Annotated in this window: 14 protein-coding genes and 1 other RNA gene; 9 read left to right on the forward strand and 6 right to left on the reverse strand. The window is 66.6% G+C overall.

Annotation, left to right across the window (positions count from 1 at the left end; translation table 11 throughout):
- Positions 1-3: 3 nt before the first annotated feature.
- Positions 4-2,730 (forward strand): DNA ligase D, encoded by a 2,727-nt coding sequence (gene ligD, locus ABQZ09_RS19520; RefSeq protein ID WP_349777686.1) that lies wholly within the window; start codon positions 4-6, stop codon positions 2,728-2,730.
- 106 nt (positions 2,731-2,836) lie between these two features.
- On the opposite strand, the gene lldD is transcribed toward ligD, so the two are convergent.
- The gene (gene lldD, locus ABQZ09_RS19525) at positions 2,837-3,997 is read right to left on the reverse strand and encodes an FMN-dependent L-lactate dehydrogenase LldD (protein ID WP_039563665.1); all 1,161 of its coding nucleotides are present in this window, start codon (positions 3,995-3,997) and stop codon (positions 2,837-2,839) included.
- A gap of 146 nt (positions 3,998-4,143) precedes the next feature.
- Positions 4,144-4,710, reverse strand: a complete 567-nt coding sequence (locus tag ABQZ09_RS19530) for a methyltransferase family protein (protein ID WP_184553707.1) — start codon at positions 4,708-4,710, stop codon at positions 4,144-4,146.
- 32 nt (positions 4,711-4,742) lie between these two features.
- Between ABQZ09_RS19530 and ABQZ09_RS19535 the strand changes: the two genes are divergently transcribed.
- Both ABQZ09_RS19535 and ABQZ09_RS19540 read left to right on the forward strand, forming a co-directional pair.
- Positions 4,743-5,969, forward strand: coding sequence for a sensor histidine kinase (locus tag ABQZ09_RS19535; protein ID WP_349777695.1), 1,227 nt, complete (start codon positions 4,743-4,745; stop codon positions 5,967-5,969).
- Positions 5,966-6,598: a response regulator transcription factor gene (locus ABQZ09_RS19540; RefSeq protein WP_349777687.1), complete on the forward strand. Its 633-nt coding sequence runs from the start codon at positions 5,966-5,968 to the stop codon at positions 6,596-6,598. Before ABQZ09_RS19535 ends, ABQZ09_RS19540 begins: the two co-directional genes overlap by 4 nt.
- 868 nt (positions 6,599-7,466) lie before the next feature.
- Here ABQZ09_RS19540 and ABQZ09_RS19545 read toward each other — a convergent pair.
- The 3 genes from ABQZ09_RS19545 to ABQZ09_RS19555 form a co-directional block, all read right to left on the reverse strand.
- Positions 7,467-7,543: non-coding RNA, sX9 sRNA (locus ABQZ09_RS19545), on the reverse strand.
- A gap of 50 nt (positions 7,544-7,593) precedes the next feature.
- Positions 7,594-8,016: a hypothetical protein gene (locus ABQZ09_RS19550; RefSeq protein ID WP_039406945.1), complete on the reverse strand. Its 423-nt coding sequence runs from the start codon at positions 8,014-8,016 to the stop codon at positions 7,594-7,596.
- Positions 8,013-11,351 (reverse strand): nSTAND1 domain-containing NTPase, encoded by a 3,339-nt coding sequence (locus ABQZ09_RS19555; RefSeq protein ID WP_349777688.1) that lies wholly within the window; start codon positions 11,349-11,351, stop codon positions 8,013-8,015. Before ABQZ09_RS19555 ends, ABQZ09_RS19550 begins: the two co-directional genes overlap by 4 nt.
- Positions 11,352-11,658: 307 nt before the next feature.
- Between ABQZ09_RS19555 and fabV the strand changes: the two genes are divergently transcribed.
- On the forward strand, positions 11,659-12,867 hold the full coding sequence (fabV, locus tag ABQZ09_RS19560; RefSeq protein WP_349777689.1) for an enoyl-ACP reductase FabV: 1,209 nt from the start codon (positions 11,659-11,661) through the stop codon (positions 12,865-12,867).
- Between the two features lie 423 nt (positions 12,868-13,290).
- On the opposite strand, the gene ABQZ09_RS19565 is transcribed toward fabV, so the two are convergent.
- On the reverse strand, positions 13,291-14,313 hold the full coding sequence (locus ABQZ09_RS19565; protein ID WP_184553697.1) for a PfkB family carbohydrate kinase: 1,023 nt from the start codon (positions 14,311-14,313) through the stop codon (positions 13,291-13,293).
- A gap of 285 nt (positions 14,314-14,598) precedes the next feature.
- Between ABQZ09_RS19565 and ABQZ09_RS19570 the strand changes: the two genes are divergently transcribed.
- The 5 genes from ABQZ09_RS19570 (at position 14,599) to ABQZ09_RS19590 (ending at position 26,776) form a co-directional block, all read left to right on the forward strand.
- Positions 14,599-17,367 carry a TonB-dependent receptor gene (locus ABQZ09_RS19570; RefSeq protein WP_228313212.1) on the forward strand — a complete coding sequence of 923 codons (2,769 nt, stop codon included), beginning with the start codon at positions 14,599-14,601 and terminating at the stop codon, positions 17,365-17,367.
- Positions 17,368-17,616: 249 nt separating this feature from the next.
- Complete coding sequence (locus ABQZ09_RS19575; RefSeq protein WP_349777690.1) at positions 17,617-20,811, forward strand: TonB-dependent receptor; 3,195 nt, start codon at positions 17,617-17,619, stop codon at positions 20,809-20,811.
- A gap of 12 nt (positions 20,812-20,823) precedes the next feature.
- Positions 20,824-21,801: a pectinesterase family protein gene (locus tag ABQZ09_RS19580; protein WP_349777691.1), complete on the forward strand. Its 978-nt coding sequence runs from the start codon at positions 20,824-20,826 to the stop codon at positions 21,799-21,801.
- Complete coding sequence (gene pelA, locus ABQZ09_RS19585; RefSeq protein ID WP_228313215.1) at positions 21,801-22,829, forward strand: pectate lyase; 1,029 nt, start codon at positions 21,801-21,803, stop codon at positions 22,827-22,829. The genes ABQZ09_RS19580 and pelA overlap by 1 nt, the downstream gene beginning before the upstream one ends.
- A gap of 71 nt (positions 22,830-22,900) precedes the next feature.
- Complete coding sequence (locus tag ABQZ09_RS19590; RefSeq protein ID WP_349777696.1) at positions 22,901-26,776, forward strand: LamG-like jellyroll fold domain-containing protein; 3,876 nt, start codon at positions 22,901-22,903, stop codon at positions 26,774-26,776.
- The last annotated feature ends 25 nt before the right edge of the window (positions 26,777-26,801 follow it).

Genomic DNA, 26,801 nt, shown 5'->3' on the forward strand with positions numbered 1-26,801 from the left:
GCGATGGGCCTGCGCGATTACACGGCCAAGCGCCGCTTCGACCAGACCCCAGAGCCGGCGGCAGATGCGCCGGTGCCTGCCAGCGCCCAGCCGGTCTTTGTGGTGCAGCTCCACCATGCCAGTGCGCGCCACTACGATTTCCGTCTGGAAGCCGATGGCGTGCTCAAGAGCTGGGCCGTACCCAGGGGGCCGTCGCTGCGGGCCGGAGAAAAGCGCCTGGCCGTGCAGGTGGAAGATCACCCGTTGTCCTACGCCGGCTTCGAAGGCGACATCCCGCAAGGCCAGTACGGCGGCGGGCATGTGCAGATCTTCGACCACGGCCACTGGCACTGCGATGGCGACGTGCTCGCTGCACTGGACGCAGGCAAGCTGGAATTCACCTTGCAGGGCGAGCACCTGCAGGGCGGTTTTGCGCTGGTGCGCACCCGCATGCGCGGCGGCAAGCCGCAGTGGCTGTTGTTCAAACGCACCGATGTGTTTGCGGCAGACCTGGATGCCGATGCCATCGTGGAACGGACTGGCGACAGTGCTGCCGCAGTACCTGGCAGGCGCGACAGGCCCAGCCGTGCACAGCGGCAGCCGGCCAGGGCGGTGGCACAGCAAGCACCCAGGCCCGCACGCAAGCAGGCACCCGCGCCGCGCGCTGGCGCGGAGGCCGATGCCGCATGGCGCCGCCGCGCGCTGGCGCTGGATGGCGCACGTGATGGCGCGTGCCCCATCGGCCTGCGCGCGCAGCTGACCTTGCTGCGCGACCAGGCGCCGGATGGCGAGGCCTGGCTGCACGAGATCAAATGGGACGGCTACCGACTGCTTGCCGATCTGGTCGACGGCAGCGCGCAGCTGCGCTCGCGCAACGACCAGGCGTGGACGGAGCGCTTTCCCGACGTGGTCGCCGCATTGCAGGCGCTGCCGGTGCGCGACGCGCGGCTGGATGGCGAGCTGGTGGTGCTGGACGCGCACGGGCGCACCGATTTCTCTGCACTGCAGCGGGCCATCGATGGCAGTGCCCGCCAACCGCTGCGCTATCTCGCGTTCGACCTGCTCGGCGTGGCCGGGGTGGACCTGCGCGACACGCCACTGCTGCAACGCAAGCAGCTGCTGCGCGCGCTGCTCGGTGAGAAGCCGGGCACGCTGGCCTACAGCGAGCATGTCATCGGGCGCGGCCCCGAAGTGTTTGCGGCAAGCGCGGGCAAGGGCTGGGAGGGCATCGTGAGCAAGCGTGCCGACGCTGTGTACCGCGGCGGGCGCAGTGCCGACTGGGTCAAGACCAAGCACGAAGACAGCGACGACTTTGTGGTGGTGGGGTACACCGACCCCAAGGGCGCACGCAGCGGCTTTGGTGCCTTGCTGCTGGCGCAGCCGGACGGCGACACGTTGCGCTACGTCGGCCGGGTGGGCACCGGTTTCGACGGCGCGCTGCTTGGGCAGATTGCCGCGCAGCTGCAGGCCTTGCAGAGCGACACCGCCACGCTGGAGCTGCCTGCGCATATCCCCGGCCGCCCGCGCGATGTGCATTGGGTGCGCCCGCAGCTGATCGCCGAGATCGCATTCCGCGGCTGGGCCAAGCAGGGCTTGCTGCGGCAGGCCGCCTTCAAGCGTCTACGCGAGGACAAACCGATGACCGATCTGGGCGGCGACCGCGCAGCGCCCGGCACGCCTGCGGCCGGCAAGCGCGTGACCCCGGCAAAAACACGCACTGCCACCCGCAAGACCGTGACCAAGACGGTTGCAAAGACGGTGAGCAAGGTGGCCACCAGGACCGCACAAAAACGCGCGGGCAAGCGCGCTGCGGCAGCTGGCGCGAAGTCTTCAACCGTGGCTGCGTCTGCGGTGTCCACCGCATCGGCCACCCTGTCCGTGGACGCGGTGAGCATCACCCATCCCGAGCGCGTGGTCTTTCCCGCATCGGGCATCAGCAAGGGCGATGTGGCGGCGTACTGCCGTGCGGTGGTGTCGCTGGTGGTGCCGGAGGTGGCGCGTCGTCCGCTGTCGTTGTTGCGCTGCCCGGACGGCGTGGGCGGCGACTGCTTCTTCCAGAAGCACCAGGGCCGCCAGTTGGGCGCACACATCAAGGCGATTCCGCTCGAACAGAAGAGTGGCACCGAGGACTACCTGTATATCGAAGACGCCGCCGGGCTGCTCGAGCTGGTGCAGATGAATACCCTGGAGCTGCACCCCTGGGGCGCACGGGTCGACGACCCGGAGCACCCGGACCGCCTGGTGTTCGATCTGGATCCGGGCGATGCCGTCGCCTGGCCGGAGGTGGTGGCCGCCGCTCGCGAGATCCGCGCCAAGCTACGCGCCGTGGGGCTGGAAAGCGCGGTGCGGCTGTCCGGCGGCAAGGGGCTGCATGTGGTGGTGCCCATCGTGCCCGACGCGAGCTGGGACCGGGCGCGCGACTTCTGCGAGGCGTTCGCGCAGGCCCTGGCCACGCAGGCACCGGAGCGCTACGTGGCCACCATGAGCAAGGCCAAGCGCCACGGCGTGATCTTTGTGGATTGGTTACGCAACGGGCGCGGCAATACCAGCGTGTGTTCGTGGTCGCTGCGCGCGCGCGAAAAGGCCACCGTCGCGGTACCGCTGCGCTGGGAAGAGCTCGGCAAGATCAGCGGCCCGGATGCCTTCCCGATGGACAAGGCCATGCAGCGCGCCAAGCGTCAACGCGCAGATCCTTGGCAATCGGTGCTGGCGTTGCAGCAATACTTGCCCACCGCCGACGACAACCACTAAGAGCAGGCGACGGGACGACTGCGCAGCCACCAGGCGGGCGAGGGCCCTGCAGCAAAGCCGCAGATCGTCCGCTCTGCTACCAACGAATCCCGAATCCCGAATCCCGTCAAGGCGAGACCACGTTCTCCCGCGTCACCCGGCTCAACGCATCGCCGCTGATTTCGGCAATCGAATGGGTGCCGGTCAGCGTCATCGCCACGCGCATTTCCTTTTCGATCAAGCTCAGCAGGTTTTCCACGCCAGCCTGGCCACCGGCCGCCAGCGCATAGACGAACGCGCGCCCCAGCAACACTGCATCGGCACCAAGCGCGAGCATGCGCACCACGTCCAGCCCGCTGCGGATACCCGAGTCGGCCAGGATCTTGAGCTGCCCCTTCACTGCATCGGCAATCGCCGGCAACGCGCGCGCGCTGGACAGCACACCGTCCAGCTGGCGCCCGCCATGGTTGGAGACCACGATGCCGTCGGCGCCGAAGCGCACCGCATCGCGCGCATCGTCCGGGTCCAGGATGCCCTTGATCACCATCGGCCCGGTCCAGAACTCGCGGATCCATTCCAGGTCCTTCCACGAGATGGAGGGGTCGAAATTGGCCGCCAGCCAGCCGATGTAGTCCTGCAGGCCGGTCGGGCTGCCGCGGTAGGCGGAAATATTGCCTAAATCATGCGGCTTGCCGAGCAGGCCCACATCCCACGCCCAGCGCGGGTGCGTCACCGCCTGCAGCATGCGCCGCAGCGACGCATTGGGCCCGCTCATGCCAGAGTGCGCATCGCGGTAGCGCGCGCCCGGCGTGGGCATGTCCACGGTGAACACCAGCGTGGTCACCCCGGCGGCCTTGGCGCGCTCCAGCGCATTGCGCATGAAGCCGCGGTCCTTGAGCACGTACAGCTGGAACCACATCGGCCGGCTGATGGCCGGCGCCACTTCTTCGATCGGGCACACCGACACCGTGGACAAGGTAAACGGAATCCCGCGCGCCGCCGCGGCGCGCGCGGCCTGCACTTCGCCGCGCCGCGCGTACATGCCGGTCAGCCCCACCGGTGCCAGCGCCACCGGCATGGCCAGGGTTTCGCCGAACAGCTCGGTGCTCAGGCTCAGGTCCGACATATTGCGCAGCACCCGCTGGCGCAGCGCGATATCGGCCAGGTCGGAGACATTGCGCCGCAGCGTGTGCTCGGCGTACGCCCCACCATCGATGTAATGGAACAGGAAGGGCGGCAAACGCGCCTGCGCGGCGGCACGGTAGTCGGAAGCGGCGGAAATGATCATCGGACGGACAGCGGCGGCGGGGGAGCCCCGGAGTGTAAGGCGATCGGTGCGGCGCAGGGACGGGGCTGCAGGAGTGGCCGGCGCAAGGACGAGGGTTGCGAGCCGTCTGGCAAGCAGCATGTGATCGCTGCACGCCAGCGTTCCGCTCACCACACCAGCGGCAGCAATCGCCGGCTCTGCGCCGCATACGCCGGGTAGGCCACCGGAAACGCGCGCTGCAACGCGGCTTCTTCGATGCGGATGCGGTGCAGGAAGACCAGGGTCACCGGCACCACGATCGCCGCCACCGACAACGCGTTGCCCATGCCCAGGGCCAGCCCGTAAAAGGCCAGCAGTGCGCCGGTGTAGGACGGATGCCGGAGCCAGCGATACGGGCCGCGGCGCACCAACTGGTGATCCGGCTGGATGGTCACATCCACCGTGAACCAGCGTGCCAGCACCTGGATGGCCCACACGCGCAACGCCAGCCCGCTGCCGATCAAGGCGCAGCCGGCCCATTGCAGCGAGGCATCCCAGCCCTGCGGCCAATGCGCCAGGCCGCTGTAGGCCAGCGCCACTGCAACCGCCACCGCCGCAGACAGCACCCGCCATAGATGCTTCAAGGTGCCCTGGTCGTGCGCGCCACCATCGTTGGCGCGGCGGCGACGGCTGAGCAGCAGCTCATAGCCGCCCCAGGCCAGGTTGAGGACGAGAAACAGACTGGAAGCAGACATGGCGTAACTCCGTGGCGATGGGGTGGTTGGTGATGCCAGTGTGCGCACGCGCCGCATCGACGACAGGGGCCGCAGGTCATCGATCCCACCTGCCGGAAGTCACTTTCTGCAGGCACAGCATTGCCGAGCGGCCGCAGGGCGGTCAGCATCGCCGCATGCATTCGTCCTTCTCCCATCTATTGCACCCCCTGCGTCTGGCCGGTGGGTTCACCATTGCCGCAGTGGCGCTGTCGTTCATGCCCGACGCCTCGCCCCACGGCGTCTGGCGTTGGGGCCTGCTGGCCGGCTTCACCGCGTTGTTTGTATTGCATACCGTGCTGCCGCAGGCGCTTGCGTTACGGACTGTGGCAACGCTGTTGCAGGCGGTCCTGGCATTGTTGCTGGTCTGGATGGAGCCGCGTGCCGGCACGGCGCCGGTATTGCTGGTGATGCTGGTGGCGCAGGCAGGGATGGCCTGGCCGCCGTTGCGCGTGCTGCTGCTGGCACTGGTGTTGAACGCGGGCATGTATGCAGTGTTGGTGCAGGCCGGGTTCGAGCGGGCGTTGTTGATCGTCAGCATCTACGCCGGCTTCCAGGCCTTTGCCGCGCTCACTGCGCACTATGCGCGCAGTGCCGAGCGCGCACGCGACGCGCTGGCCTACGTCAATGCCGACCTGCTGGCCACCCGCGCGCTGCTGGCCGACAGCGCCCGCGATGCCGAGCGCCTGCGCCTGGCGCGCGAGCTGCACGACGTGGCCGGGCACAAGCTCACCGCCATGCGCATCAACCTGCGCCTGCTCGGTGCCGACCCGGCCTTGGGGCAGCGCGACGACATCCGGGTGCTGGAACAGCTCTCGGCGGAACTGCTGGCGGACATCCGCAACGTCGTGCAGTCCATGCGCGACGACCAGGGCCTGGACCTGCAGACCGCGCTACGCGCGCTGGCCGCCCCGTTCCCGCGTCCGGCGCTGCGGCTGCAGATCGATGCCGACGTGCGCATCACCGACGCGCGCGTGGCCGAGCTGCTGCTGCGGCTGGTGCAGGAGGCGCTGACCAATGCCGTGCGGCATGCCGATGCCGACGAGGTGGCCGTGCATCTGCACTATCGGGATGCCCAGCTGCACGTGGACATCTGCGACGACGGCCGCCGCGCCGAGCGCATCCGCGAAGGCAATGGCATCACCGGCATGCGCGAGCGACTGGCCGCCCTGCACGGCCATCTCGACCTTGGCCGCACCCCCAATGGCGGCATGCACCTGACCGCGAGACTTCCGCAATGAGTTCACTTCGAATCGCCCTGGCCGACGACCAGGTCCTGGTCCGCGCCGGCCTGCGCGCGCTGTTGCAACAGCAGGGCGTGGCCGTGGTCTGCGAGGCCGACGACGGGCAGGGCCTGCTGGATGCGCTGGCCACCTACACGGTGGACGTGGTGCTCAGCGACATCCGCATGCCTGGCATCGATGGCATCCAGGCGCTGGAGCAGCTGCGCGCCCGCGGCGACCGCACCCCCGTGCTGCTGCTCACCACCTTCGACGACAGCGACCTGCTGCTGCGCGCCAGCGACGCCGGCGCACAAGGTTTCCTGCTCAAGGACGCCGCCCCGGAAGACCTGCGCGACGCGATCGAGCGAGTGGCCGCCGGCGACACCCTGCTGCAGCCGGTCAGCACCGACCCGGTGCGCGCCCGCTACCAGTTCCGCGACCAGCAGGCCCCGCGCGAAACCTTCAGCGAACGCGAGGTGGCCATCCTGCGCCTGCTGGCCGGCGGCTACTCCAACAAGGAGATCGCCCGCACCCTGTTCCTGGCCGAAGGCACGGTGAAGAACTACGTCTCCACCATCCTGGAAAAACTCGGCACCCGCGACCGCACGCGCGCAGTGTTGAAGGCGATTACGTTGCGGGTGATTTGATTGCCGGGATTCGGGATTCGGGATTCGGGAGTCGAGACGAGCCAAAGCCCCTCTCCTGCGGGAGAGGGGTTGGGGTGAGGGTACGGGGCGACGCCATACGTCGACTCAGATGACACGAATGCTTCGCCCGTACCCTCATCCGCCCCTACGGGGCACCTTCTCCCGAAGGGAGAAGGAACAGCTGTGGTCGTCTGGATCGGTCAGGGCGCGCCAGAAAGCCCCTCTCCCGGCGTGGCGAGAAGGCACCGCTTGCGCGCCACTGGCGCGCGTGCCTTGGAGCGCCCGCGCTGCTAGCGCGGGCTGGGGCGCGGAGCGGGGGTTGGGGTGAGGGGACGGGCGAAGCCACTCGGGGTTTAGCCAGCAAACGAAGCTCGCCTGTGCACCAAGTCTATGCACCTGTTCTGTAAAGGATTTCGCGCATCCGTCATTCATGACCAGCAACCGTAAGGTTGCCGTCAGGTCAGACGCGACGCCGCGCACGAAGGTCGCCCGGCGGCTCGAAAGCCGTCCGGAAACGCGCCGCGCTCCGGTCTGCTGCGGAGCCCCTCATGCGCCACTCCCATCCCATTGTCCTGCGCGCCGTTCTGCTCGCCATGGTGGTCTGGGCGGGTCCCACCCAGGCCGAACTGCCTGCGCCCTGGGTCCAGGCCGCGTTGCTGGCCGAGCCGTCGGCCGTTGACCCTGTGCTGAGGAGGGTTGTCCGGCCCGGCGCGCCGCAGCTACAACGCGCCGCTGCCCGTACATGCGATCGGCATCCATGCGTCTCGCCCGGCCCCGATGCGCCTGCGGACTGGCTGTGACCGTCCCGCTCGGGCGAGCACGTATCCGCAGGCGGCAGCAGTGCCAGCATTGCCGGGGACATCTGGAGCGATGACCAAAACCTGGTGAGCAGTCGTCAGGTGAGTGCGGCCGGCGCACAGGCATCGCAATGGACGCGTGGTGCATGCCGTACCGGGCGCCGGCCGCGCCCGCCTGACGATGAGCGCAGTCGCTTGTTATCTGCTCTTGTTGATTGGCGGTACTTCCTGCGGGTTGATCTTCGGGTCGTTACCCACCTGGGGATCACAACTGAACCAGACTTTGTTGCCCTTCTTGTCCGTGCGGGTTGGGTCTTCGACGATGATGGTCAGAAAAATCAGGGTAGGGACGCTGTTGGCGTTGACGACTTCGACGCTGCGGCCGTCAGGGGCAATGACGGGGTCACCGATTTGTTTGAATGCATCGGTCGTCAGCAGGCTCTTGATGATGAAATGCTTGGGGACCACGTCTTCTTCGAAGTGATACGTCAACGTCGAGACACCGTCGTCCTTGTCGACAATCAGCAGGTCCGGAGCAAAGCTGTAGAAATATTCGCCGGCGCCTGTATTTCCTCCAAATCCCACCCGCGCCACCGTGAGCTTGATGCTGAAATCCGTCATGACTTGTCCTGTTCCTTGAGAGGCGGGCCATAGAAGGAGACAAACCCCGGGTGGTGGTAGCCCGCCTGGTACAGCCATCCGAGCTGTTGCGTAACGGCAGAGCGCTGGCCCAGATGCACGTGGGCGCGAATCCAGGGGTCGAGCAGGTTCTTGTCGCGGCTGTTGCCGCCATCCTTGCCGAGCAGCGTCACCACGTGCTGCCACGCTGCACGCGCGCCCTCGTGATTGCCGGTTGCCGCGCGATGTTCGCCCTGCCAGACCAGTGCCAGGGCCAACGTCGAGATGGCCGACAGATCGTCGGGCTTGGCGTGATGCAACGCATCCACACGCGCAACGATTCGATCGAGATCGCCTGCGTTGGCAGCGTGAATGCGGTGCAGGCGCATCTCGACGATGGCGTCCAGCAACTGCCAGTCGGGCAGCGGCTGCGACTGTTGCAGCAGGCGGGTCATGGTGTAGTGCGCCTGGCCAAGTTGCTGCCTGGCTTGCTCGGAATGCCCGTCCAGCGCCGCGATCCAGCCGGCCTGCGCGTAGGCATGCCCCAGATCGCTGCGCCAGGTCTGGTTGTCCGGCTGCAGTGCGACCAACGGCTGCAGCATGCGCACGCTGTCCTGTGCGTCGCGCTGCGCCTGTCGCAGGTGGCCTTGTACCAATGCCAGGTTGGAGACGCGGATCAGCGACACCGCCAGACGCCGTTGCCAGGCATGGGCATCCGGATCTGTCTCCACCAACACGCGTAGCATCGCGATCTGGTCGCGGTAGCCCTGCTCGGCAGGCGCCAACAAGCCTTGGTTCTCCTGCGCCAGGCTCAGCCCCGACAAACTGTCGATCAACTCGTAGCGCAGCGATGCGTTGTCCGGACTCCGTGCGATCAGCACACGCTTGAGCGCAATGTCGCGCGCAAAAAAACCGATTGCCGTCCGGGAATCGCCCTGTGCCATGGCAAGCATGCCGAGATTGTTGAGTGCGTACGACAGCTCCAGCTGCCAGCGAGCGTCATCCGGGGCGGTGCGCACCAGCCATTCACTGGCGGCCAGATAGCGCGACCAATGCGTCCTGGCCAACGAAAACTGCTTGCTGCGATAGGCCATGCTCCCCAGCCAGAACGCCGCCTGCCCCATTTCCGCACGTGCCTCCAGCACGTCGGGCGCATGCAGACGCGCCTGTTCGGCGGTGGCGGCGGCACGCGTGAAAGCGGCGTGCGCCTCTTTCAGCTTGCCCTGATTCATCAACACCTCGCCGGTGGTGCGCAGGGCGCGGGCGTGGTTGATCAGGTCGCCGGTGTGCATGCTCGCGCTAGGCAAACCTTCCAGATACTGCAGCGAACGGCTGCCCACGCTATCGAGCAATGTCAGGTTGCCCACGGTGCGCAACTGCTCGGCCAGGTCGCCCAGCATGTAGCCCACCAGCTGCTGCGCCTGGTCGCGGCGCTGTTCGGCCACCTGCTGGGCCTGGCGTGCCTGCCAGCCGAGCAGCAGCGAGGCGCTGGCTAGCATCACCAGCAATGCGGCGGCGGCGGCGTACAGGCCGCGGCGCTGGCGTTGCGAGCGTTCGCAGGCGCGCAGAAACGCCAGCTCCGACACATCCAGGTCCTGCGGCATGCGCCGCGCCGCTTCGCGCGCCTCGCTCAATGGGCGGCCGCTGTTGAGTAGGTGATCGGTGCGCCGGCCCTCGGCAGCCCAGCGTTGCGCCGCCTGCTGCAGGCGTTTGCGTGCCTGCAGCAGGCGGCGGTTTTCATGGGTCCACTCGGCCGCGCGCGGCCATTGCCGCAACAGCGCTTCGTGCGCCACCGCAAAGCCCGGCTCGCCGGCCACCAGTTCGCTGACGAACAGCCGCGCATGCACGAACGCATCGACCAACACGCGTGCGCCGCTGCCGTGAGGCAATGCGGCCCACAGTGCACGCCGCGCGGTCACCGCATCGCTGTCGGGGTGGATCACGCTCAGCAACGTCAGCACTTCGCTGAGCGCGGCCTGCGCATCGGCCGGCAGTGCGCCGAAGGTGTGTTCGGCATGATGCGCCAGCGCGCCTTCCAGTCCGCCCAGGGCGCGGTACGCCGCAAAGGTCAGCAGGCCATCGGCGCTGCGTTGCGCGTGCAAGGCCTGCAGCAGGTGTTGCAGCAGTGGCAAGGCATCGGGCTGGCGCGCGGTGGCATCGCGCAGCACATCGTCCAGGTGGCTGGCACTGTCGTGGTCTTCTTCGAAGCGCAGCCCCGCCATCGCGGCCGGCACGCGGATGATCTGGCCGATCTCGCCGTCGCGCGGCGGCAACAGATCCACATGCCCGTCGCCGCGTTTGAGCTCGACGATGTCCGGCAATGCATCGATCAGGCGCGGATAGAAATCGCTGCGGGTGCCCATCAGCACGGCCACGTGCACACTGGCGCACAGTGCCTGCAAGGCCATGGCCAGCGCAGCACGATCGGCGTCGGTGATGCCGGGTGTGGCCACCATCGCTTCAGCGTGGTCGATCACCAGCAGCAGATGCCGCTGGCTCGGCAGGCTGTCGCGCGCCGGGGCGCAGTGGCGCATGGCCTCCTCGATGGCCGCATGCAACGGGGCGGGCTGCTGCAGCCACCCGGGCAGGTGTGCCACCTGCGCCGGCGAAAACACCGCACGGTCGCCCGGCGCCCATTCGCCCAGTGCGCGCGCGAGCGTGTCCAGCACGTCGCCGCCGCGGCACTGCGCCAGGTTGCAATACGCCACCGCCACCGCTTCCAGCCCATCCAGCCCGCCGGGCTGGCACAGCAACGGCACCACGCCTGCCCGCAGCAACGAGGTCTTGCCGCAGCCGCTGGCGCCGCTCACCAGCACCAGCCCGCGCCGGCTGTGCAATTGCGCGCGCACCGCGGCCGCCACCTGCGCAATGGCATGGCTACGCCCGAAAAACACCTGCGCATGTGCCGGGTCGAAGGCCTGCAGCCCTACGTACGGGCTGCCGTGGGCCCAGTGCTGGCTGCCCAGCACTGCGCCGCGATAATCCTGCGGAAACACCACCGTGGGCAGCAGGCGATAGCCGCGTTTGCGGATGGTTTCGATAAAACGCGGCTGGCGGCTGTCGTCGCCCAGCTTGCGGCGCAGCTGGGCGATGGTCTTGTGCACCGGGTTGTCGCCGTAGAAGCTGCCGTGCCACACCTCGATCAGCAACTGCTCGGCACTGACCACCTCGCCGGCGCGCTCGGCCAGCGCGATCAGCACTTCCATCATGCGCGGTTCCAGCGTGATGGTCCGGCCGTCGTCGATCAGCGCCAGGCGCTCGGGTTCGATAAGCAACGGGCCCAGGCGGAACCGCGGAACGGAGCCCAGCTGCGTGACGCGCTCGCTACGAAGGGACATGCACTCGGACACCGGTCGCACAACTGGAAGGGGCCTTGACGATCGCCAACAGGCGCGGCCAGGCACGGCACGGCAGGGCCGAAAATACCACAGCCATGACGGTCGCAATTGCCCAACGTCGCGCTTTATGCACTCTGTGGGCACGCAGCGCGCCGCCGGTGCAGCGCGGTCGGTGCAAATGGCCAGAAGCCGCTGGCATCGGCGCCAGGTGCGTCTCCATACAGCAGCGTGTGTTGTGCATCAGGCTGTTTCGCGCGCGTCACACGCACTAAGATGCCGCCAGCATCTTGCTGACCAGGAGTCCACGTTGATCATCCATCCCAAAGTGCGCGGTTTCATCTGCACCACCACGCATCCGCTTGGCTGCGAGCGCAATGTGCTCGAGCAGATCGCCGCCACGCGCGCGCGCGGCGTGCGTCACGACGGCCCAAAGAAGGTGCTGGTGATCGGCGCGTCCAGCGGTTACGGCCTGGCCTCGCGCATCACCGCCGCGTTCGGCTTCGGCGCCGACACGCTGGGCGTGTTCTTCGAAAAGCCCGGCACCGCCACCAAGGCCGGTACCGCCGGCTGGTACAACTCGGCCGCGTTCGACAAGCATGCCAAGGCCGCCGGGCTGTATAGCAAGTCGATCAATGGCGATGCGTTTTCCGACGCGGCGCGCGCGCAGGTGATCGAACTGATCAAGACCGAAATGGGCGGCCAGGTCGATCTGGTGGTGTATTCGCTGGCCTCGCCGGTGCGCAAGCTGCCGGGCAGCGGCGAAGTCAAGCGCTCGGCGCTCAAGCCGATCGGCCAGACCTATACCGCCACCGCCATCGACACCAACAAGGACAGCATCATCCAGGCCTCGATCGAGCCGGCCAGCGCGCAGGAGATCGAAGACACCATCACCGTGATGGGTGGGCAGGATTGGGAACTGTGGATCGACGCGCTGGACGGCGCCGGCGTGCTCGCCGACGGCGCACGCAGCGTGGCCTTCAGCTATATCGGCACCGAGATCACCTGGCCGATCTACTGGCATGGCGCACTCGGCAAGGCCAAGGTGGATCTGGACCACACCGCGCAGCGCTTGAACGCGCGCCTGGCCCAGCGTGGTGGCGGCGCCAATGTGGCGGTGCTCAAGTCGGTGGTCACCCAGGCCAGCGCGGCGATCCCGGTGATGCCGCTGTACATCTCCATGGTCTACAAGATCATGAAGGAAAAGGGCCTGCACGAAGGCACCATCGAACAGCTCGACCGCCTGTTCCGCGAGCGCCTGTACCGCGAAGACGGCCGGCCGGCCGAGGTGGACGACGAAAACCGCCTGCGCCTGGACGACTGGGAACTGCGCGACGACGTGCAGGACGCCTGCAAGGCGCTGTGGCCGCAGGTCACCACCGAGAACCTGTTCCAGCTCACCGACTACGCCGGTTACAAGCACGAGTTCCTCAAGCTGTTCGGCTTCGAGCGCGACGACGTGGACTACGACGCCGATGTGGCGACGGATGTCACCTTCGATTGCATCGAGTTGGGGTGAGGAATCGGGAATCGGAAATCGGAAATCGGGAATCGGGAATCGGGAATCGCAAGAGCGTGGTTCCCTGATTCTTTGAGTTTCCCGGCGCATAGCGAGATGAAAAACGGCCGGCAGTGATGTCGGCTGTTTTTTATTGGGGCCGGCAGTGGTGGTCGGCTCCGCGGCGCGATGTGGTATCGACGCGCGCTGATATGAGGCGCTGCTGCAGTGTTTGCGTCGCGGCGTCCGGTGAGTTGGTCGACGAACCTGTAACGCCGGCATGGGGTCAACGCGGCAGATGGCGCAACGTCGAGCGGCCGTACCCTCATCCGCCCTTCGGGCAGCTTCTCCCCCATAAAGGGGGACAATGTCCCGAGGGGGAGAAGGGAGAAACACGCGCAGCACGCGCCGCTTTCCGATTCCCGATTCCCGATTCCCGGCGCATCAGCGCCGCACATCAAACCGCGCATCCCCCACGCACGCCTGCACATCGGCCACCGACAACGGATTGAAATCGCCGGGGATCGAATGCTTCAAACAACCGGCGGCCAAGCCGAAGCGCACCGTGTCCTCCAGCGGCCAGCCTTCGATCAAACCGTGCAGCACGCCGGCCGCAAACGCGTCGCCACCGCCGATGCGGTCGATGATGGGGGTCAGTTCCTCGCTGGGCGCACGCGCCACCGCGCCTTCGCGCGGCACCAGCATCGCGCCCAGGCTGTGGTGGTCCACGTTGTGCGCCACGCGCTGGGTGCAGGCCATCAACTGCAGCTGTGGGAATGCGGCAAATGCCTGTTGCGCGGCCGCTTCCACGCGCGCCTCCAGGGTGTCCTGCGGGAACTCGCCGCCCAGCACCACGCCGATGTCGCGGTAGTCGGCAAACACCACATCCGCACATGCGAAGAGCTGGTGCAGGATGCCGCGCGCATCGCCCTGCCAGCGCTGCCACAGCTTGGGCCGGTAATTGCCGTCGAACGACACCTTGACCCCGGCCGCACGTGCGGCACGCGCCGCCGCCAGCGTGGCCTGCGCCACGTCCGCGCCCAGCGCCGGGCTCACCCCGGACAGGTGCAGCCACTGCACGCCCTGCAGCAGCGCAGGCCAGTCGTAGGCATCGGCCGGCGCCAGCGCAAACGCCGAATCGGCGCGGTCGTAGACCACTTCGCTGGGGCGGTGGATCGCGCCGGTGGTCAGGAAGTACAAGCCCATGCGGCCGTCCACCCGCCGCACGTGGCGCGTGTCCACGTCGTGGCGGCGCAGCTCGCCCAGCACCGCCGCGCCCAGCGGGTTGTCCGCCACCGTGCTGACCAAGGCCACGTCATGGCCAAAATGCGCCAGCGAGACGCCGACATTGGCCTCCGCACCACCGCAGTGCACGTCCAGCCGGGGCTGCTGCAGCAGCAGCGCGTGACCAGGCGCCCCCAGGCGCAGCAACAACTCTCCAAAACACAGGATGCGGGTTCGACTCATGCGGCAATACCTCGGCTGTGTGGTGCGTCACGGGGTGGGGAACCCGCAGCGCGTTACGATGACCATCGGTGTCATTCTAGCCCTCCCGGAACACGGCGGGTGAGACCCACTATGCGACACGGCGTGACGGCTTGCGCCCCATTTAGGCGAAATCCGGACGCATTTCTGCTGCGCTGCAAGATGTTGAACGACGATTCAGCTGGTAACGTCGTTTTGACCAGCGGTGTCATTGCCGCTCACACCCCCGCATTTCACATTGTTCATGGACCCTTGGGAGGGGAGGACATGCAATTTCGGACCACCAGCCGGAAGACACCGGTTACCTTGCTGGCATTGTCGATCGGCCTGGCGCTGAGCGGCCACGCCGCCGCGCAAGACGCCGCCACCCCACCTGCCGAGCCCGCCGTGGACCTGGACACCGTCACGGTGACCGGCTACCGCGCCAGCGTGGAAAAGGCCCTGGACATCAAGCGTGGCGAAGCCGGCGTGGTCGATGCCATCGTCGCCGAGGACATCGGCAAGTTCCCCGACCTCAACCTGGCCGAGTCGCTGCAGCGCATCCCCGGCGTGGTGATCACCCGTGAGGCCGGCGAAGGCCGCGCCATTTCGGTGCGTGGCCTGGGCCCGGAGTTCACCCGCGTGCGCATCAACGGCATGGAAGCGCTCACCACCGTGGGCGCCGGCGACCAGAGCGGCGGCACCAACCGCGGCCGCGGCTTCGACTTCAACGTGTTCGCCTCGGACCTGTTCTCGCAGCTGATCGCGCGCAAGACCGCCTCGGCCGACGTGGAAGAAGGCTCGCTGGGCGCCACCGTCGACCTGCGCACCGCGCGTCCGTTCGACTACAACGGCTTCACCTTCGCCGCCAGCAGCCAGGCGGCCTATAACGCCATGGCCGAGAAGGCCAACCCGCGCGTGGCCGGGTTGATCGCCAACACCTGGGCCGACAACACCTTCGGCGCCTTGCTGTCGGTGGCCTACACCGAGCGCGAAGTGCTGGAAGAAGGCGCCAACACCGGCCGCTGGGCCAATGGCCCCAGCAATGGCGGCTTCAGCGCCACCTCGCCGTTCGCCGCCGCGCGCTCGGCCGATGTCTACCACCCGCGCTTCCCGCGCTACACCCAGCAGATCCACGACCAGCAGCGTCTGGGCGTCACCGGCTCGCTGCAGTGGAAGCCCACCGATCGCACCACGCTGTCGCTGGATGCGCTGTATTCCAAGATCGACGCCAAGCGCGACGAGCACTACATCGAGGCGATTTCCTTCAGCCGCGGCGGCAATGCGCGCCCCGTGCTCGTCGGCAAGCCGGCCACCGTCGTGCGCAACGGCGAGATCCGCAACAACGCACTGGTCTACGGCGAATTCGACAACGTCGACATCCGCTCGGAAAACCGCCACGACGAGTGGAACACCGAGTTCAAGCAGATCAGCTTCGATGTGGAGCACCGCTTCAACGATGCCTTCAGCGTCAATGCCCGCGTTGGTACCTCGCGCTCTGCGCACGAGAACCCGGTGCAGACCACCATCATCATGGACAAGTACGACGTCGACGGGTACAGCTACGACTACCGTGGCAACAGCCGCGCGCCGGTGCTGAACTACGGCATCGACCCGACCAATCCCAATGGCTGGGAGCTGGCCGAAATCCGCCTGCGTCCGCAGTCGGTGGACAACGACTTCGACACCGGCCAGATCGACTTCAACTGGAACATCAGCCCCGGCTTCCGCCTCAAGGGCGGCGTGCTGGCCAAGAACTACAGTTTCAGCACCGTCGAACTGCGCCGCGCCAACGAACTGGCCGTGCCCACCTTCGCCAATGGCACGCGCATCGTGCCGGCCGACCTCAACGAACAGGCCGGGCTCAAGGGCATCAACGGCAGCCCGGCGGCGTGGGTGGTGCCCAACCTGGATGCGGTAGCCAACCAGTTCGGCATCTACAGCAACAGCGGCACCTTCGCCGTGGCCCCGCGCGTCAACAACAGCCGCAGCGTGGAAGAAAAGGACCGCGGCGTGTGGTTGATGGGCGAGTTCTCCACCGACCTGGGCTCCATCCCGCTGTCGGGTAATTTCGGTGTGCGCTACGTGGAGACCGAGCAGGAATCCACTGGCTACGCGCTGATCAACAACGCACCGGCGCTGACCACGGTGGGCCGCAAGTACAGCAACACACTGCCCTCGTTCAACCTGGTGGCCGAGCTGGCCCCGGACCTGCTGCTGCGGCTTGGCGCGGCCAAGGTGATGTCGCGTCCCGGCCTGGGCAGCCTCACCCCCGGCGTGACCGTGGCGGTGGCCGGCGGTGCGCGCACCGTGGCCGGCGGCAACCCGGACCTGGACCCGATCGAAGCCACCAACGTCGACCTCGGCCTGGAGTGGTACTTCAACGAAGGTGCCATGCTCGGTGTCGGCGTGTTCTACAAGGACATCGAGAGCTTCATCCAGACCGCGCGCGAAGTGCGCCCGTATTCCAGCAGCGGCCTGCCGGCCGAATTGCTGGAAGGCACCGGCGCCACCGTCAACGACGACTTCGCCTTCAGCATCCCGCTCAACACCCCGGGCGGCGAACTGAAGGGCGTGGAAGCCAACTACACCCAGCCCTTCACCTTCCTGCCGGGCAAGTGGGCCAACCTGGGCGTGCAGCTCAACTACACCTGGGTCGATTCGCAGATCCAGTACCTGGCCAGCAGCGGCGCGCCGGTGATGAAGAACGACCTGCTCGGCCTGTCGCGCTCGTCGTGGAACGCCACGCTGTTCTACGAAGGCGACATGTTCGCCGGCCGCGTCTCGGCCACCAACCGCGACGACTACCTCACCCAGGCACCGGGTGCGGAAGCCGGCTTCAACGTCGATGGCGTGCACGGCATGACCGGCACCACCATGCTCGACGCCTCGCTGCGCTACAAGATCAGCAAGCAGCTGGAGCTGAGCCTGGAAGGCATCAACCTCACCAACGAAGCCTCCGACGAGTGGGTGTCGTCGCCGCGCACCGGCCAGTTGCCGCTGCAATACGCCGAAACCGGCCGGCAGTACCTGCTGGGCCTGCGCTACAAGTTCTAAGTGTCGCCCGCCCGCTGCGCACATGCGCAGCGGGCCTTCTTCCAACGCCTGATCGCGCTTGCGTCTGCGCCCACCCGAGGTGGGCGTCTGCAACGCGGTGGGCGTGCTGTTTCTAGCCGCTGCCGCACCACCGCGCACGCCATCGCATGAGGCCTGCCGTGTTGCCGGTGGCGCATCTCGATTCGACGCCGCGGGCCTGTGGGGAGGCTGCATGCGTCTTTGCAGCAGTGCCACCGGAGTGAGTGCATCATGCAAGTCCGTTCGCGTCGTACCGCCGCATTGGCGGCCGCCCGCCTGCCCACCGCGCGTCTGTCGGTGGCCATTGTCCTGGCACTGCACGCAGCCGCAGCCGTGGCGCAGACCGCCCCCGCGCCAACCACCGACGCGGTGGACTTGGACCGCGTGCAGGTCAAGGCCACCTACCGCGAAAGCCTGCAGCAATCGCTGGACGCCAAGCGCTACAGCGTGGAGCAGGTGGACGCCATCTACGCCGAAGACATCGGCAAGTTTCCCGATCTGAACCTGGCCGAATCGATGCAGCGCATCGCCGGCGTGTCCATCGACCGCGAAGGCGGCGAGGGCAAGCAGATCTCCGTGCGCGGCCTGGGTTCGGACTTCACCCGCGTGCGCATCAACGGGCTGGAAGCCCTGGCCACCGCCGGCAGTGGCAGCGATGGCGTCAACCGCAGCCGCGGTTTCGACTTCAACACCTTTGCTTCCGAACTCTTCAGCCGCGTCACCATCAGCAAGACCCAGTCGGCGCAGATGGACGAAGGCTCATTGGGCGCCACGGTCGACCTGCGCGGCTCGCGCCCGTTCGACTTCGACGGCTTCGAAGCGGCCGCGTCCACGCAGTACGGCTACAACGATCTCTCGCGCGAAAAGGATCCGCGTTTTTCCGGCCTGATCAGCAACATCTGGGCCGATGGCCGCGTCGGCGCGCTGATGTCGGTGTCCTACAGCGAGCGCCACCTGCGCGAAGAAGGCTACAACCCGGTGCGCTGGGAGCACGGCAACTACCGCAACTCCAACCAGAGCACCGCCACCAACAACGGCACCTACGGCTTCTGTTCGCCGGTGGGCTACAACCCGCAGACCCCGCGCAACCCGCTGGCCAATGAAACCCCTGCCGGGGTCGGCTCGCAGGCCAACCAGGACCGCAACAACGGCTGGGGCAGCTACGGCATCAGCGCCGCCAACTGCGGCACCGGCATCGCGCGCCCGGCCAATACGCCGGAGAACATCCAGGCCTACGAAACCGCTACCAACGCCTGGATTCCGCGCTACCCGCGCTACATCCGCACCGATCACGAGATCAAGCGCCTGGGCGTCACCGGCGCGCTGCAGTTCAAGGTCAGCGACGACACCCTGCTGAACTTCGACATGCTGTATTCCAAGCTGGACAAGGACCAGCGCGAAGACTCGGTCGGTGCCAACCTGCACCGCACCGCCAACTTCGGCGGCAAGACCCAGATTGCCGTGCGCGAGGCGCAGGTGGACGACCAGAACCGCCTCACCTATGGCGTGTTCGACAACGTCGACTTCCGCACCGAATCCAGCAACATCGAAGAATCCACCGAGTTCAAGCAGTTCAGCCTGGACCTGGCGCACCGCTTCAACGACCAGGTGCGCCTCAATGCCTTGGTCGGCCACTCGACCTCGGACTACGAACGCCCCGAGTTTTCGATGGTGAGTTTCGACAACACCAATCTGGACGGCTTTGTGCTCGACCGCCGCGGTGGCGGCGATTACCCGAGCATGAGCTTCCCGTTCGACGCGGGTAACCCCAACAACTGGCAGTGGCTGGGCTATGGCGCGGTGCCGGTCAACAGCAACGGCACCGCGCGCGGCACCAACATCAGCGAGGTGCGGCTCAACCCGCAGTCGGTGGACAACACCTTCGACACCGCCAAGGTGGACCTGGAATTCAACATCAGCCCCACCTTCACCTTCCGCACCGGGCTGGCCTACAAGAACTACGACATGGACACGTCGGAGTCGCGCAACATCTCCTACGGCCGCCTGGCGCAGGCCTTGCCCGCCGGCGTGGGCGTGGGTGACCTGAGCACCAACCTGGATGGCTTCGGCCGCAGCTTGAACGGCAGCTTCCCCACCACCTGGGTGATTCCGGATTTCCAGAAGGTCGCCGACCTGCTCAACATCAATTGCAACTGCGACACCGGCGTGCCCGGTGGCGACTACCGCCTGGCCGATGTCGGCCACTTCGGCTCGTCCAACAACAACTTCGCCGTCAACGAAAAGAGCCTGGGCACCTACCTGCAGCTGGACTTCAACACGGACCTGTGGGGCCGCGCGCTGCGCGGCAACCTGGGCGTGCGCTATGTGCAGACGCAGATCGCCGCCAGCGGCTATGCACCGTGCACGGCGACTGCCGCCGGCGCCATCTCGCCCAACTGCGAAGCGTTCTTCGGCGTGGCCAGCGCCACCGCCAGCCCCGGCGAGCGCCTGCTGGTGCCCACCACCGTCAACCACAACTACCGCGACATCCTGCCCTCGTTGAATCTCTCGTGGGACGTCAGCGATGAAGTGGTGCTGCGCTTCGGTGCGGCCAAGACCATGGCACGCCCCACGCTGGCCTACCTGTCGCCCAGCGTCAGCGGCGGCCCCACCCAGTTCTTCGACGATGGGCGCTTCTTCTCGATCAACCTGGGTAACCCCAAGCTCGACCCGTTCCGCTCCACCAACTACGACCTCAGCGCCGAGTGGTATTTCCGCGAAGGCTCGCTGCTGTCGGCGGCGGTGTTCTACAAGGACATCGACAGCTACGTGCAGCGCACCCGCGTGCTCAGCACCTGGGAAGCGATGGGCTATTCGCTGGACCTGCTCCCGGCAGGTTTTACGCCGGACACCATCTTCAATGTGCAGAGCTACTTCAACACCCCCGGCGGCCCGCTCAAGGGCTTCGAGCTGACCTACCAGCAGGCCTTCGACTTCCTGCCCGGCTTCTGGCGCAACTTCGGCATCCAGCTCAACTACACCCAGGTCGATTCCAAGATCAATTACCTGTTCAGTACCGCCGGCAACAGCAACACCAGCATCACCACCACCGCCACCGAGCGCGACCTGCTCAACCTCTCGCCGCAGTCCTACAACGCCACCGTCTATTACGACGACGGCCGCTTCAGTGCGCGCGTGTCCACCAGTTATCGCGATGGCTACATCAACAACATCCTCGCCCAGGAAGACGTCTACGACCTGGACGGCAAGCGCCTGGCCACGGCCGACGTGACCGGCAAATACAGCGTGGAAAACGTGGATTTCAACATGTCCTACAAGCTCAACGACCAGCTGTCGCTGACCTTCGAGGCCATCAACCTGCTCGACACCCCCGACCGCCGCTACGTCGATTCCACGCTGGAACTGCCCGACAAGTACACCGTCACCGGGCGTCAGTACTACGTCGGCGCGCGCTACAAGTTCTGACAGGAGCAACGCATGCAACCGCATCGCAGGAACGTGTTACGCACCTTCGTCGCCACCGCCGTGCTGGCCGGGCTCTCGCTGGGCAGCAATGCTGCCTTTGCCGCCGACCCGGTCTACACCGTGGCCAAGCAGGGCAGCGCCGGCTACCGCACCGTGCAGGCCGCCATCGACGCCGCCGTACAGGGCGGCAAGCGCGCGCAGATCAACATCGGCGCCGGTACCTACCAGGAACTGATCGTGGTGCCGTCCAACGCACCGGCGCTCAAGCTCACCGGCGCCGGTGCCACCCAAACCGTCATCACCTACGACAACTACGCTTCGCGCATCAATCCGGCCACCGGCACCGAATACGGCACCTCCGGCTCGTCCAGCGTCATCATTGCCGGCAACGACTTCACTGCGGAAAAACTGGCCTTCGGCAATCACGCCGGCCCGGTTGGCCAGGCGGTGGCAGTGCGCGTGGATGGCGACCGCGCCGCGTTCCGCAACGTGCGTTTCCTCGGTTACCAAGACACGCTCTATTTGCGTGGCGCCAAGCTGTCGTATTTCCTCGATTGCTACGTCGAAGGCACCGTGGACTTCGTGTTCGGCGCCGGCACCGCCTTGTTCGAAAACGTGCAGCTGCATTCGCTGGGCGATGGCTATCTCACCGCCGCCTCCACCCCGCAGGAAGCCGCACGCGGCTTCGTGTTCCGCAATGCCCGCGTCACCGCTGCCAGCGGCGTGAGCCGCGTGCACCTGGGCCGCCCGTGGCGCCCCTATGCCAGCGTCAGCTTCATCAGCAGCCAGCTCGGCGCGCACATCCTGCCCGAAGGCTGGAACAACTGGGGCAACGCCGCCAACGAGGCCACCGCCCGCTACAGCGAATACCAGAGCAGCGGTGCCGGCGCCAACCCGTCGCGCCGCGTGAAATGGTCGCGCCAGCTCACCGCTGCGCAGGCCGCCGCGCAAGACCGCACCGCCATCCTCGGCACCTGGAGGCCGTTCTGATGATCAAGCTCTCAACCTTCGCGTTGACCGGCGCGCTGCTGCTGGCCCCGCTCTCGGCCATGGCCGACACCATCGCCGACAACATGCTGCTGCTGCAGACCGCCTCCGGTGGCTGGTCCAAGCAGTACAAGGGCGTGGCGGTGGATTACACGCGCACCTTCACCGCCGCAGAAATTGCCGAACTGCAGCAGCCCGGCCGCAAAGACGATGCCACCATCGACAACAAGGCCACCACGTACGAAATCGCGTACCTGGCCACTGCCTTCAAGAACGAGAAGAACGCCAAGTACATCGCCGCCGCCCGCCGCGGCGTTGACTACCTGCTCAAGGCGCAATACGCCAATGGCGGCTGGCCGCAGTTCTACCCGGACCTGTCGTCCTACCACCACCAGATCACCTACAACGACGACGCCATGGTGCGTGTGCTCAACCTGTTGCAGGACATCGGAGAAGGCAAGGGCGACACCGGCGCGCAACTACGCAGCAGCCATGGCGCCAAGTCCACCCAGGCGGTGGCCAAGGGCCTGGAATGCGTGCTCGCCACCCAGGTCAAGATCGGCGGCACGCTCACCATCTGGGGCGCGCAATACGATGAGGTCACCCTCAAGCCGGCCAAGGCGCGCGCGTATGAGCTGGCCTCGTTGTCGTCCAGCGAATCGGTCAGCATCGTGCGCTTTCTGATGCGCCAGCCCAACCCCTCGGCCAAGATCAAGACGGCGGTGCAAGCGGCCGCTGTCTGGTTCGACACCCATCGCATGCGCGACCTGGCCACCAAGAAGATCGACGACCCCACCCAGGAAACCGGCAAGGACGTGATCCTGGTCGCGCAACCGGGTGCGTCCTTGTGGGCACGCTTCTACGACCTGCAGAATCAACGCCCGCTCTATGCCAACCGCGACGGCGTTGCATTGACCGACTACATGAAAGTGCCCAACGAACGCCGCGTCGGCTACGCCTGGCACGGCACCTGGCCAGACAAGCTGTTGAAGGAAGACATCCCGAAGTGGCGTACTGCCAACGGTCTGTGAGGAAATCCCGCCGCGCGGCACCCCCGCGCGGCGACGTCTTTTGAAGTGAGGTAAGCGTGCTGAAGCTTTTGATGGGTGTGGTGTGTCTGATCGCGTTGCCGGCAAGCGCGGCCTCCGTTGCGGCACCGGAACTGCTGTTTCGCGTGTCCGCCGATCGCAGCCTGGACGCGGATGTCGCCCGCGGCGATGGCGTGCCCAACTTCCGCGACAAGATCGCCCTGGTGCCCACCGGCAAGCGCGGCAACGCCATCGAATGGGCCGACGACGGCGTGCTGTCGTGGAATGCGCCCGGCAACCTCTACACCCAGCGCGGCACGCTCGGCTTCTTCTGGCGTTCGCGCTACCCGGTGGGCGAAGCACCGTTCGTGATCTTCCGCGTCGGCTACGCCGACCACACCAGCTGGGACATGGCCTGGCTGCGCATCGACTGGAACGGCCACGGCTTCGATGCCTTTGTCACCGATGCCAACCTCGCGCGCACCCGCGTCTCGTTCAAGCTCGACAAACTCCCCAGCGCCAGCGACTGGACCCACATTGCGTTTGGCTGGGACGAAACCCAGGGCGTGCGCCTGTATGTGGACGGCAAGGAAGCCGCACGCGTGGACTGCGGCGCACCCTGCGCCAACGGCGGCGCGCTCGATTACGACGCCGCGCTGGACCAGTTCGGCTTGGCCGGCCGCGTGATGTCGCCGCACCAGGTGCAGAGCCGCTACAACTTCCTGCGCGGCAGCGACTTCGACGAGATTCGCATCTACGACCGCATGCTCGACGGCGCAGGCGCCAGCGCGCTCGCCCGCCTGCAGGAACCCACAAGCGCCGAGGCACCCACAGGCAACACGCAGCACACCGCCTTCCTGCACCGCTACGGCTGGGACAACGGCCACGCACCGCCCGCACTCACCGCACCGGTCACCCGCATCCGCAAGGTGGAATTCACCGACGCGCGCGATCTCAAGCAATGGATGTGGAAGGCCACCGACGGCATTGCCGAAACCACCTGGCCCGGCGTCTACAACCGCTCGCGCCTGCCCGGCCGCAACGATTACTTCCAGCTGCCGGACTGGAACACCTACGTCGAAGGCGGCAAGGCGCTGGACCTCACCCTGCCGGACGAGCCGGTCAACCGCATCGAGCTGCGCGGCGCCGCCTATGGCCAGGCCAGCTACACCGCGCCCGCTGCCGCTGGTGCCACCACTGCGCAGGCGCAACCGCTGTTCGCACGCGCACAAGGCGTGGTGCGCAGCGTGGACCAGTTCCCCGAGCGCCGTGGCGGCACCCTGCGCTTTGCCAACACCGCGCAGGAAACCCCCATCCAGGAAATCTGGGCCTACAACGTGCAACCGGGCGATGTGCCCAAAGGCAGCGCGCAACTCAGCTACACCGTGCGCAGCGACATCCAGCCCGACTACGACAACCTCGCCCCCTTGCGCGATGTCATCGCCGGACGCTACCCGCCGGGCGAGCGCCAGACCGTGATCGCGCTGCCCACCAAGGCACCGGCGCGCAAGCGCCCCAGCGACAAGGCCGCAGCAAGCGCGCAGCAGCCCATCGTGCACATCCTGGTGCCATCCAGCCTGGGCAACCCGCCGCCGGACCAGGCGCTGATGCGCAGCTGGTCCTACGGCTGGGAAAACATGCACGACGGCCTGGACGGCATCGCCATCACGCTGCCGGCGCTCACCCTGCCGGCCACCCACAGCGGCAGCATCCCGCTCAACATCCGCATCAAGGACCCCATCTGGCCCGCACGCGACATGATCGACGTCTCGGTCGCCGTCACCCCCGGCCAGCCGCGCACGCTGTGGCTGGACCTGCGCGACCGCATCCTCAGCAACGACAGCCTGATGCTCAGCATCGCCGCCGCCGCGCCCGGCTTCAACGCCAACGCGCTCGACGGCACCCAGCTGCAACTGGTGTTCAAACCGCGCAACGAGGCCATCAAAGAGCACGTGGCCGACCGCTTCAATCAGGTCAAGGACAACTGGGGCTTTCTGGTGGAAGAGCACACCACCTCCAAGCGCCAGCTGCTCTACAAGCGCCTGGACGCCGACATCACCGACCTGCTGCGCGTCGACCCGGACCACGCCCTCGGCCGCCAGTACTGGAACGACATCAGCTACGCCAACCAGGGCGAGTTGCCTGTCGAACTGCCCACCGTGCCCAAGGGCGTGCCGGCCTGGGCGTTCTGGCAGCTGCAGGACCTCAGCGCCACCCGCCGCTACATCCGCTGGTGGATCGAGCAGCGCCAGGTGGCCTACGGCGATTTCGGTGGCGGCATCTCGGATGATTCGGACCTGGTGCAGCAATGGCCCGGCGTCGCGCTGATGGGCGTGGACCCGGACATGCTCAACGCCTCCATGCTCGCGCTGTCCGATGCCAACTACCGCAACGGCATGTTCACCAACGGCCTGTCCACCATCGAAACCGACGAGCTGCATTCCTACGAGGAGGGCATCAACCTCAACAGCGCCCTGCTGTACCTCAACTGGGGCGACCCGCGCACCGTCGAGCGCCTGATGGAAACGGTGAAAGCCTTCGACACCATCATCCAGGTCAACCCGCAAGGCCACCTGCTGTTCGCCAGCAACTGGTTCGGTGGCCGCAAGGTCTACCGCGAGCCCAATTGGCAATGGCAAAAACCCTACTCCTTCCCCATCGTGCACCCGGCCATCCTGCTGGGCGGCTATAACGCCGACCCCAACAGCCGCCGCATCGTCACCGGTCTGGCAGATGGCTATCTCGCCCACGCCTACACCAACGCCAAGGGCAACTGGGCCCTGCCCAACGAGATCAACTGGCAAACCGGCAAAACCCGCGGCGGCGAACTGTTCGAAGGCAGCGGCGGCGCCGACACCTTGCACACCTTCTGGGCCGCCTACCGCTTCACCGGCGAAGATCGCTATCTCAAGCCGATTAACTACCGCGTCGCCAACAGCGGCCCCAATGGCCTCTCGCTGCTCAACGAAAACTTCCTCGACATCATGGGCAAGCGCAGCGACTGGAGCGGCAAGCTCATCGACGCCGCAAACAAGGACGACGGCAGCGCCCCGGACTTCCCGCACCATGTGGCCTGGGAGCAGACCGGCAATCTCGAGTATCTCGCCGCCATTTACCGCAGCGAGGCACGCGAGAAACTGCAGAACTTCTACATGAACACCGAAGGCCACTGGTGGAGCGACCGCGTGGAGTCCCCCACAGTCAACCTGCAACGCGCACGCTTAGGCGGCGTGGCCCTCAAGCGCAACCAGACCTACCCCGGCCACACCGTCAGCTGGCGCTTCGCCGATCCAGAGGCTGCCACGCAAGTGGCCATCGCCATCCCCGCACCCCGGCAAGACCGCTTCACCGTCATCGCCTACAACACCTCCAGCAAGGCGCAGCGCGCCAGCATGACCGGCTGGAACGTCGCCCCAGGCCAGTGGCGCATCACCCAGGGCGTGAGCAAAGCCAATGACGGCAAGCTCGACAGCACCGCCAAAACGCAAGAGCTCGCTTTCGAAAAAAGCGCGGCCATCGACATCGACTTCCCCGCAGGCCGCACCACCGTTCTGCAACTCGAACGCATTGCAGCTACCACCCCGGTCGAACTACGCCCGGACCTGGGCATCGGCAATGGCGATGTGCGCGTGACTGCCGATGCCATTGAAGTGACCGTGCACAGCCTCGGCCACGCCGATGCGCCGGCTGGGTTTGTGGTGCTGGAGGATGCGCGTGGCAAGGAGCTGGCGCGGGGCGCGTTTCCGGCGCTTGCCGCACCACGCAATCTGCAGCCAATCACTGCCCAGGTACGCCTGCCACTAACCAACGCGGCAAATCTAAAAACCGCGCAGGTGCGTGTGGTGACCGAAAGCAACGCGCCAGAGATTACCGATCTCAACAATAATCTCGCTCTACCCGACGTCCCCCCAATTTTGAGTAGCACGCCAGTTTGGAGTCCAATTCCCTAACCGAAGGAGATTGGACGTGAAGAAG

This window comes from Xanthomonas sp. WHRI 6106 (assembly GCF_040202405.1).
Classification (GTDB): Bacteria; Pseudomonadota; Gammaproteobacteria; order Xanthomonadales; family Xanthomonadaceae; genus Xanthomonas; species Xanthomonas cannabis.

Coding starts and splice junctions, on each gene's coding strand:
- ABQZ09_RS19555 (WP_349777688.1), bottom strand. CDS start 11,351: ATGTCCCTTCGTAGCGAGCGCGTCACGCAGCTGGGCTCCGTTCCGCGG.
- ABQZ09_RS19580 (WP_349777691.1), top strand. CDS start 20,824: ATGCAACCGCATCGCAGGAACGTGTTACGCACCTTCGTCGCCACCGCC.
- pelA (WP_228313215.1), top strand. CDS start 21,801: ATGATCAAGCTCTCAACCTTCGCGTTGACCGGCGCGCTGCTGCTGGCC.
- ligD (WP_349777686.1), top strand. CDS start 4: ATGGGCCTGCGCGATTACACGGCCAAGCGCCGCTTCGACCAGACCCCA.
- ABQZ09_RS19550 (WP_039406945.1), bottom strand. CDS start 8,016: ATGACGGATTTCAGCATCAAGCTCACGGTGGCGCGGGTGGGATTTGGA.
- ABQZ09_RS19535 (WP_349777695.1), top strand. CDS start 4,743: ATGCCAGTGTGCGCACGCGCCGCATCGACGACAGGGGCCGCAGGTCAT.
- lldD (WP_039563665.1), bottom strand. CDS start 3,997: ATGATCATTTCCGCCGCTTCCGACTACCGTGCCGCCGCGCAGGCGCGT.
- ABQZ09_RS19575 (WP_349777690.1), top strand. CDS start 17,617: ATGCAAGTCCGTTCGCGTCGTACCGCCGCATTGGCGGCCGCCCGCCTG.
- ABQZ09_RS19530 (WP_184553707.1), bottom strand. CDS start 4,710: ATGTCTGCTTCCAGTCTGTTTCTCGTCCTCAACCTGGCCTGGGGCGGC.
- ABQZ09_RS19570 (WP_228313212.1), top strand. CDS start 14,599: ATGCAATTTCGGACCACCAGCCGGAAGACACCGGTTACCTTGCTGGCA.
- ABQZ09_RS19590 (WP_349777696.1), top strand. CDS start 22,901: ATGGGTGTGGTGTGTCTGATCGCGTTGCCGGCAAGCGCGGCCTCCGTT.
- ABQZ09_RS19565 (WP_184553697.1), bottom strand. CDS start 14,313: ATGAGTCGAACCCGCATCCTGTGTTTTGGAGAGTTGTTGCTGCGCCTG.
- ABQZ09_RS19540 (WP_349777687.1), top strand. CDS start 5,966: ATGAGTTCACTTCGAATCGCCCTGGCCGACGACCAGGTCCTGGTCCGC.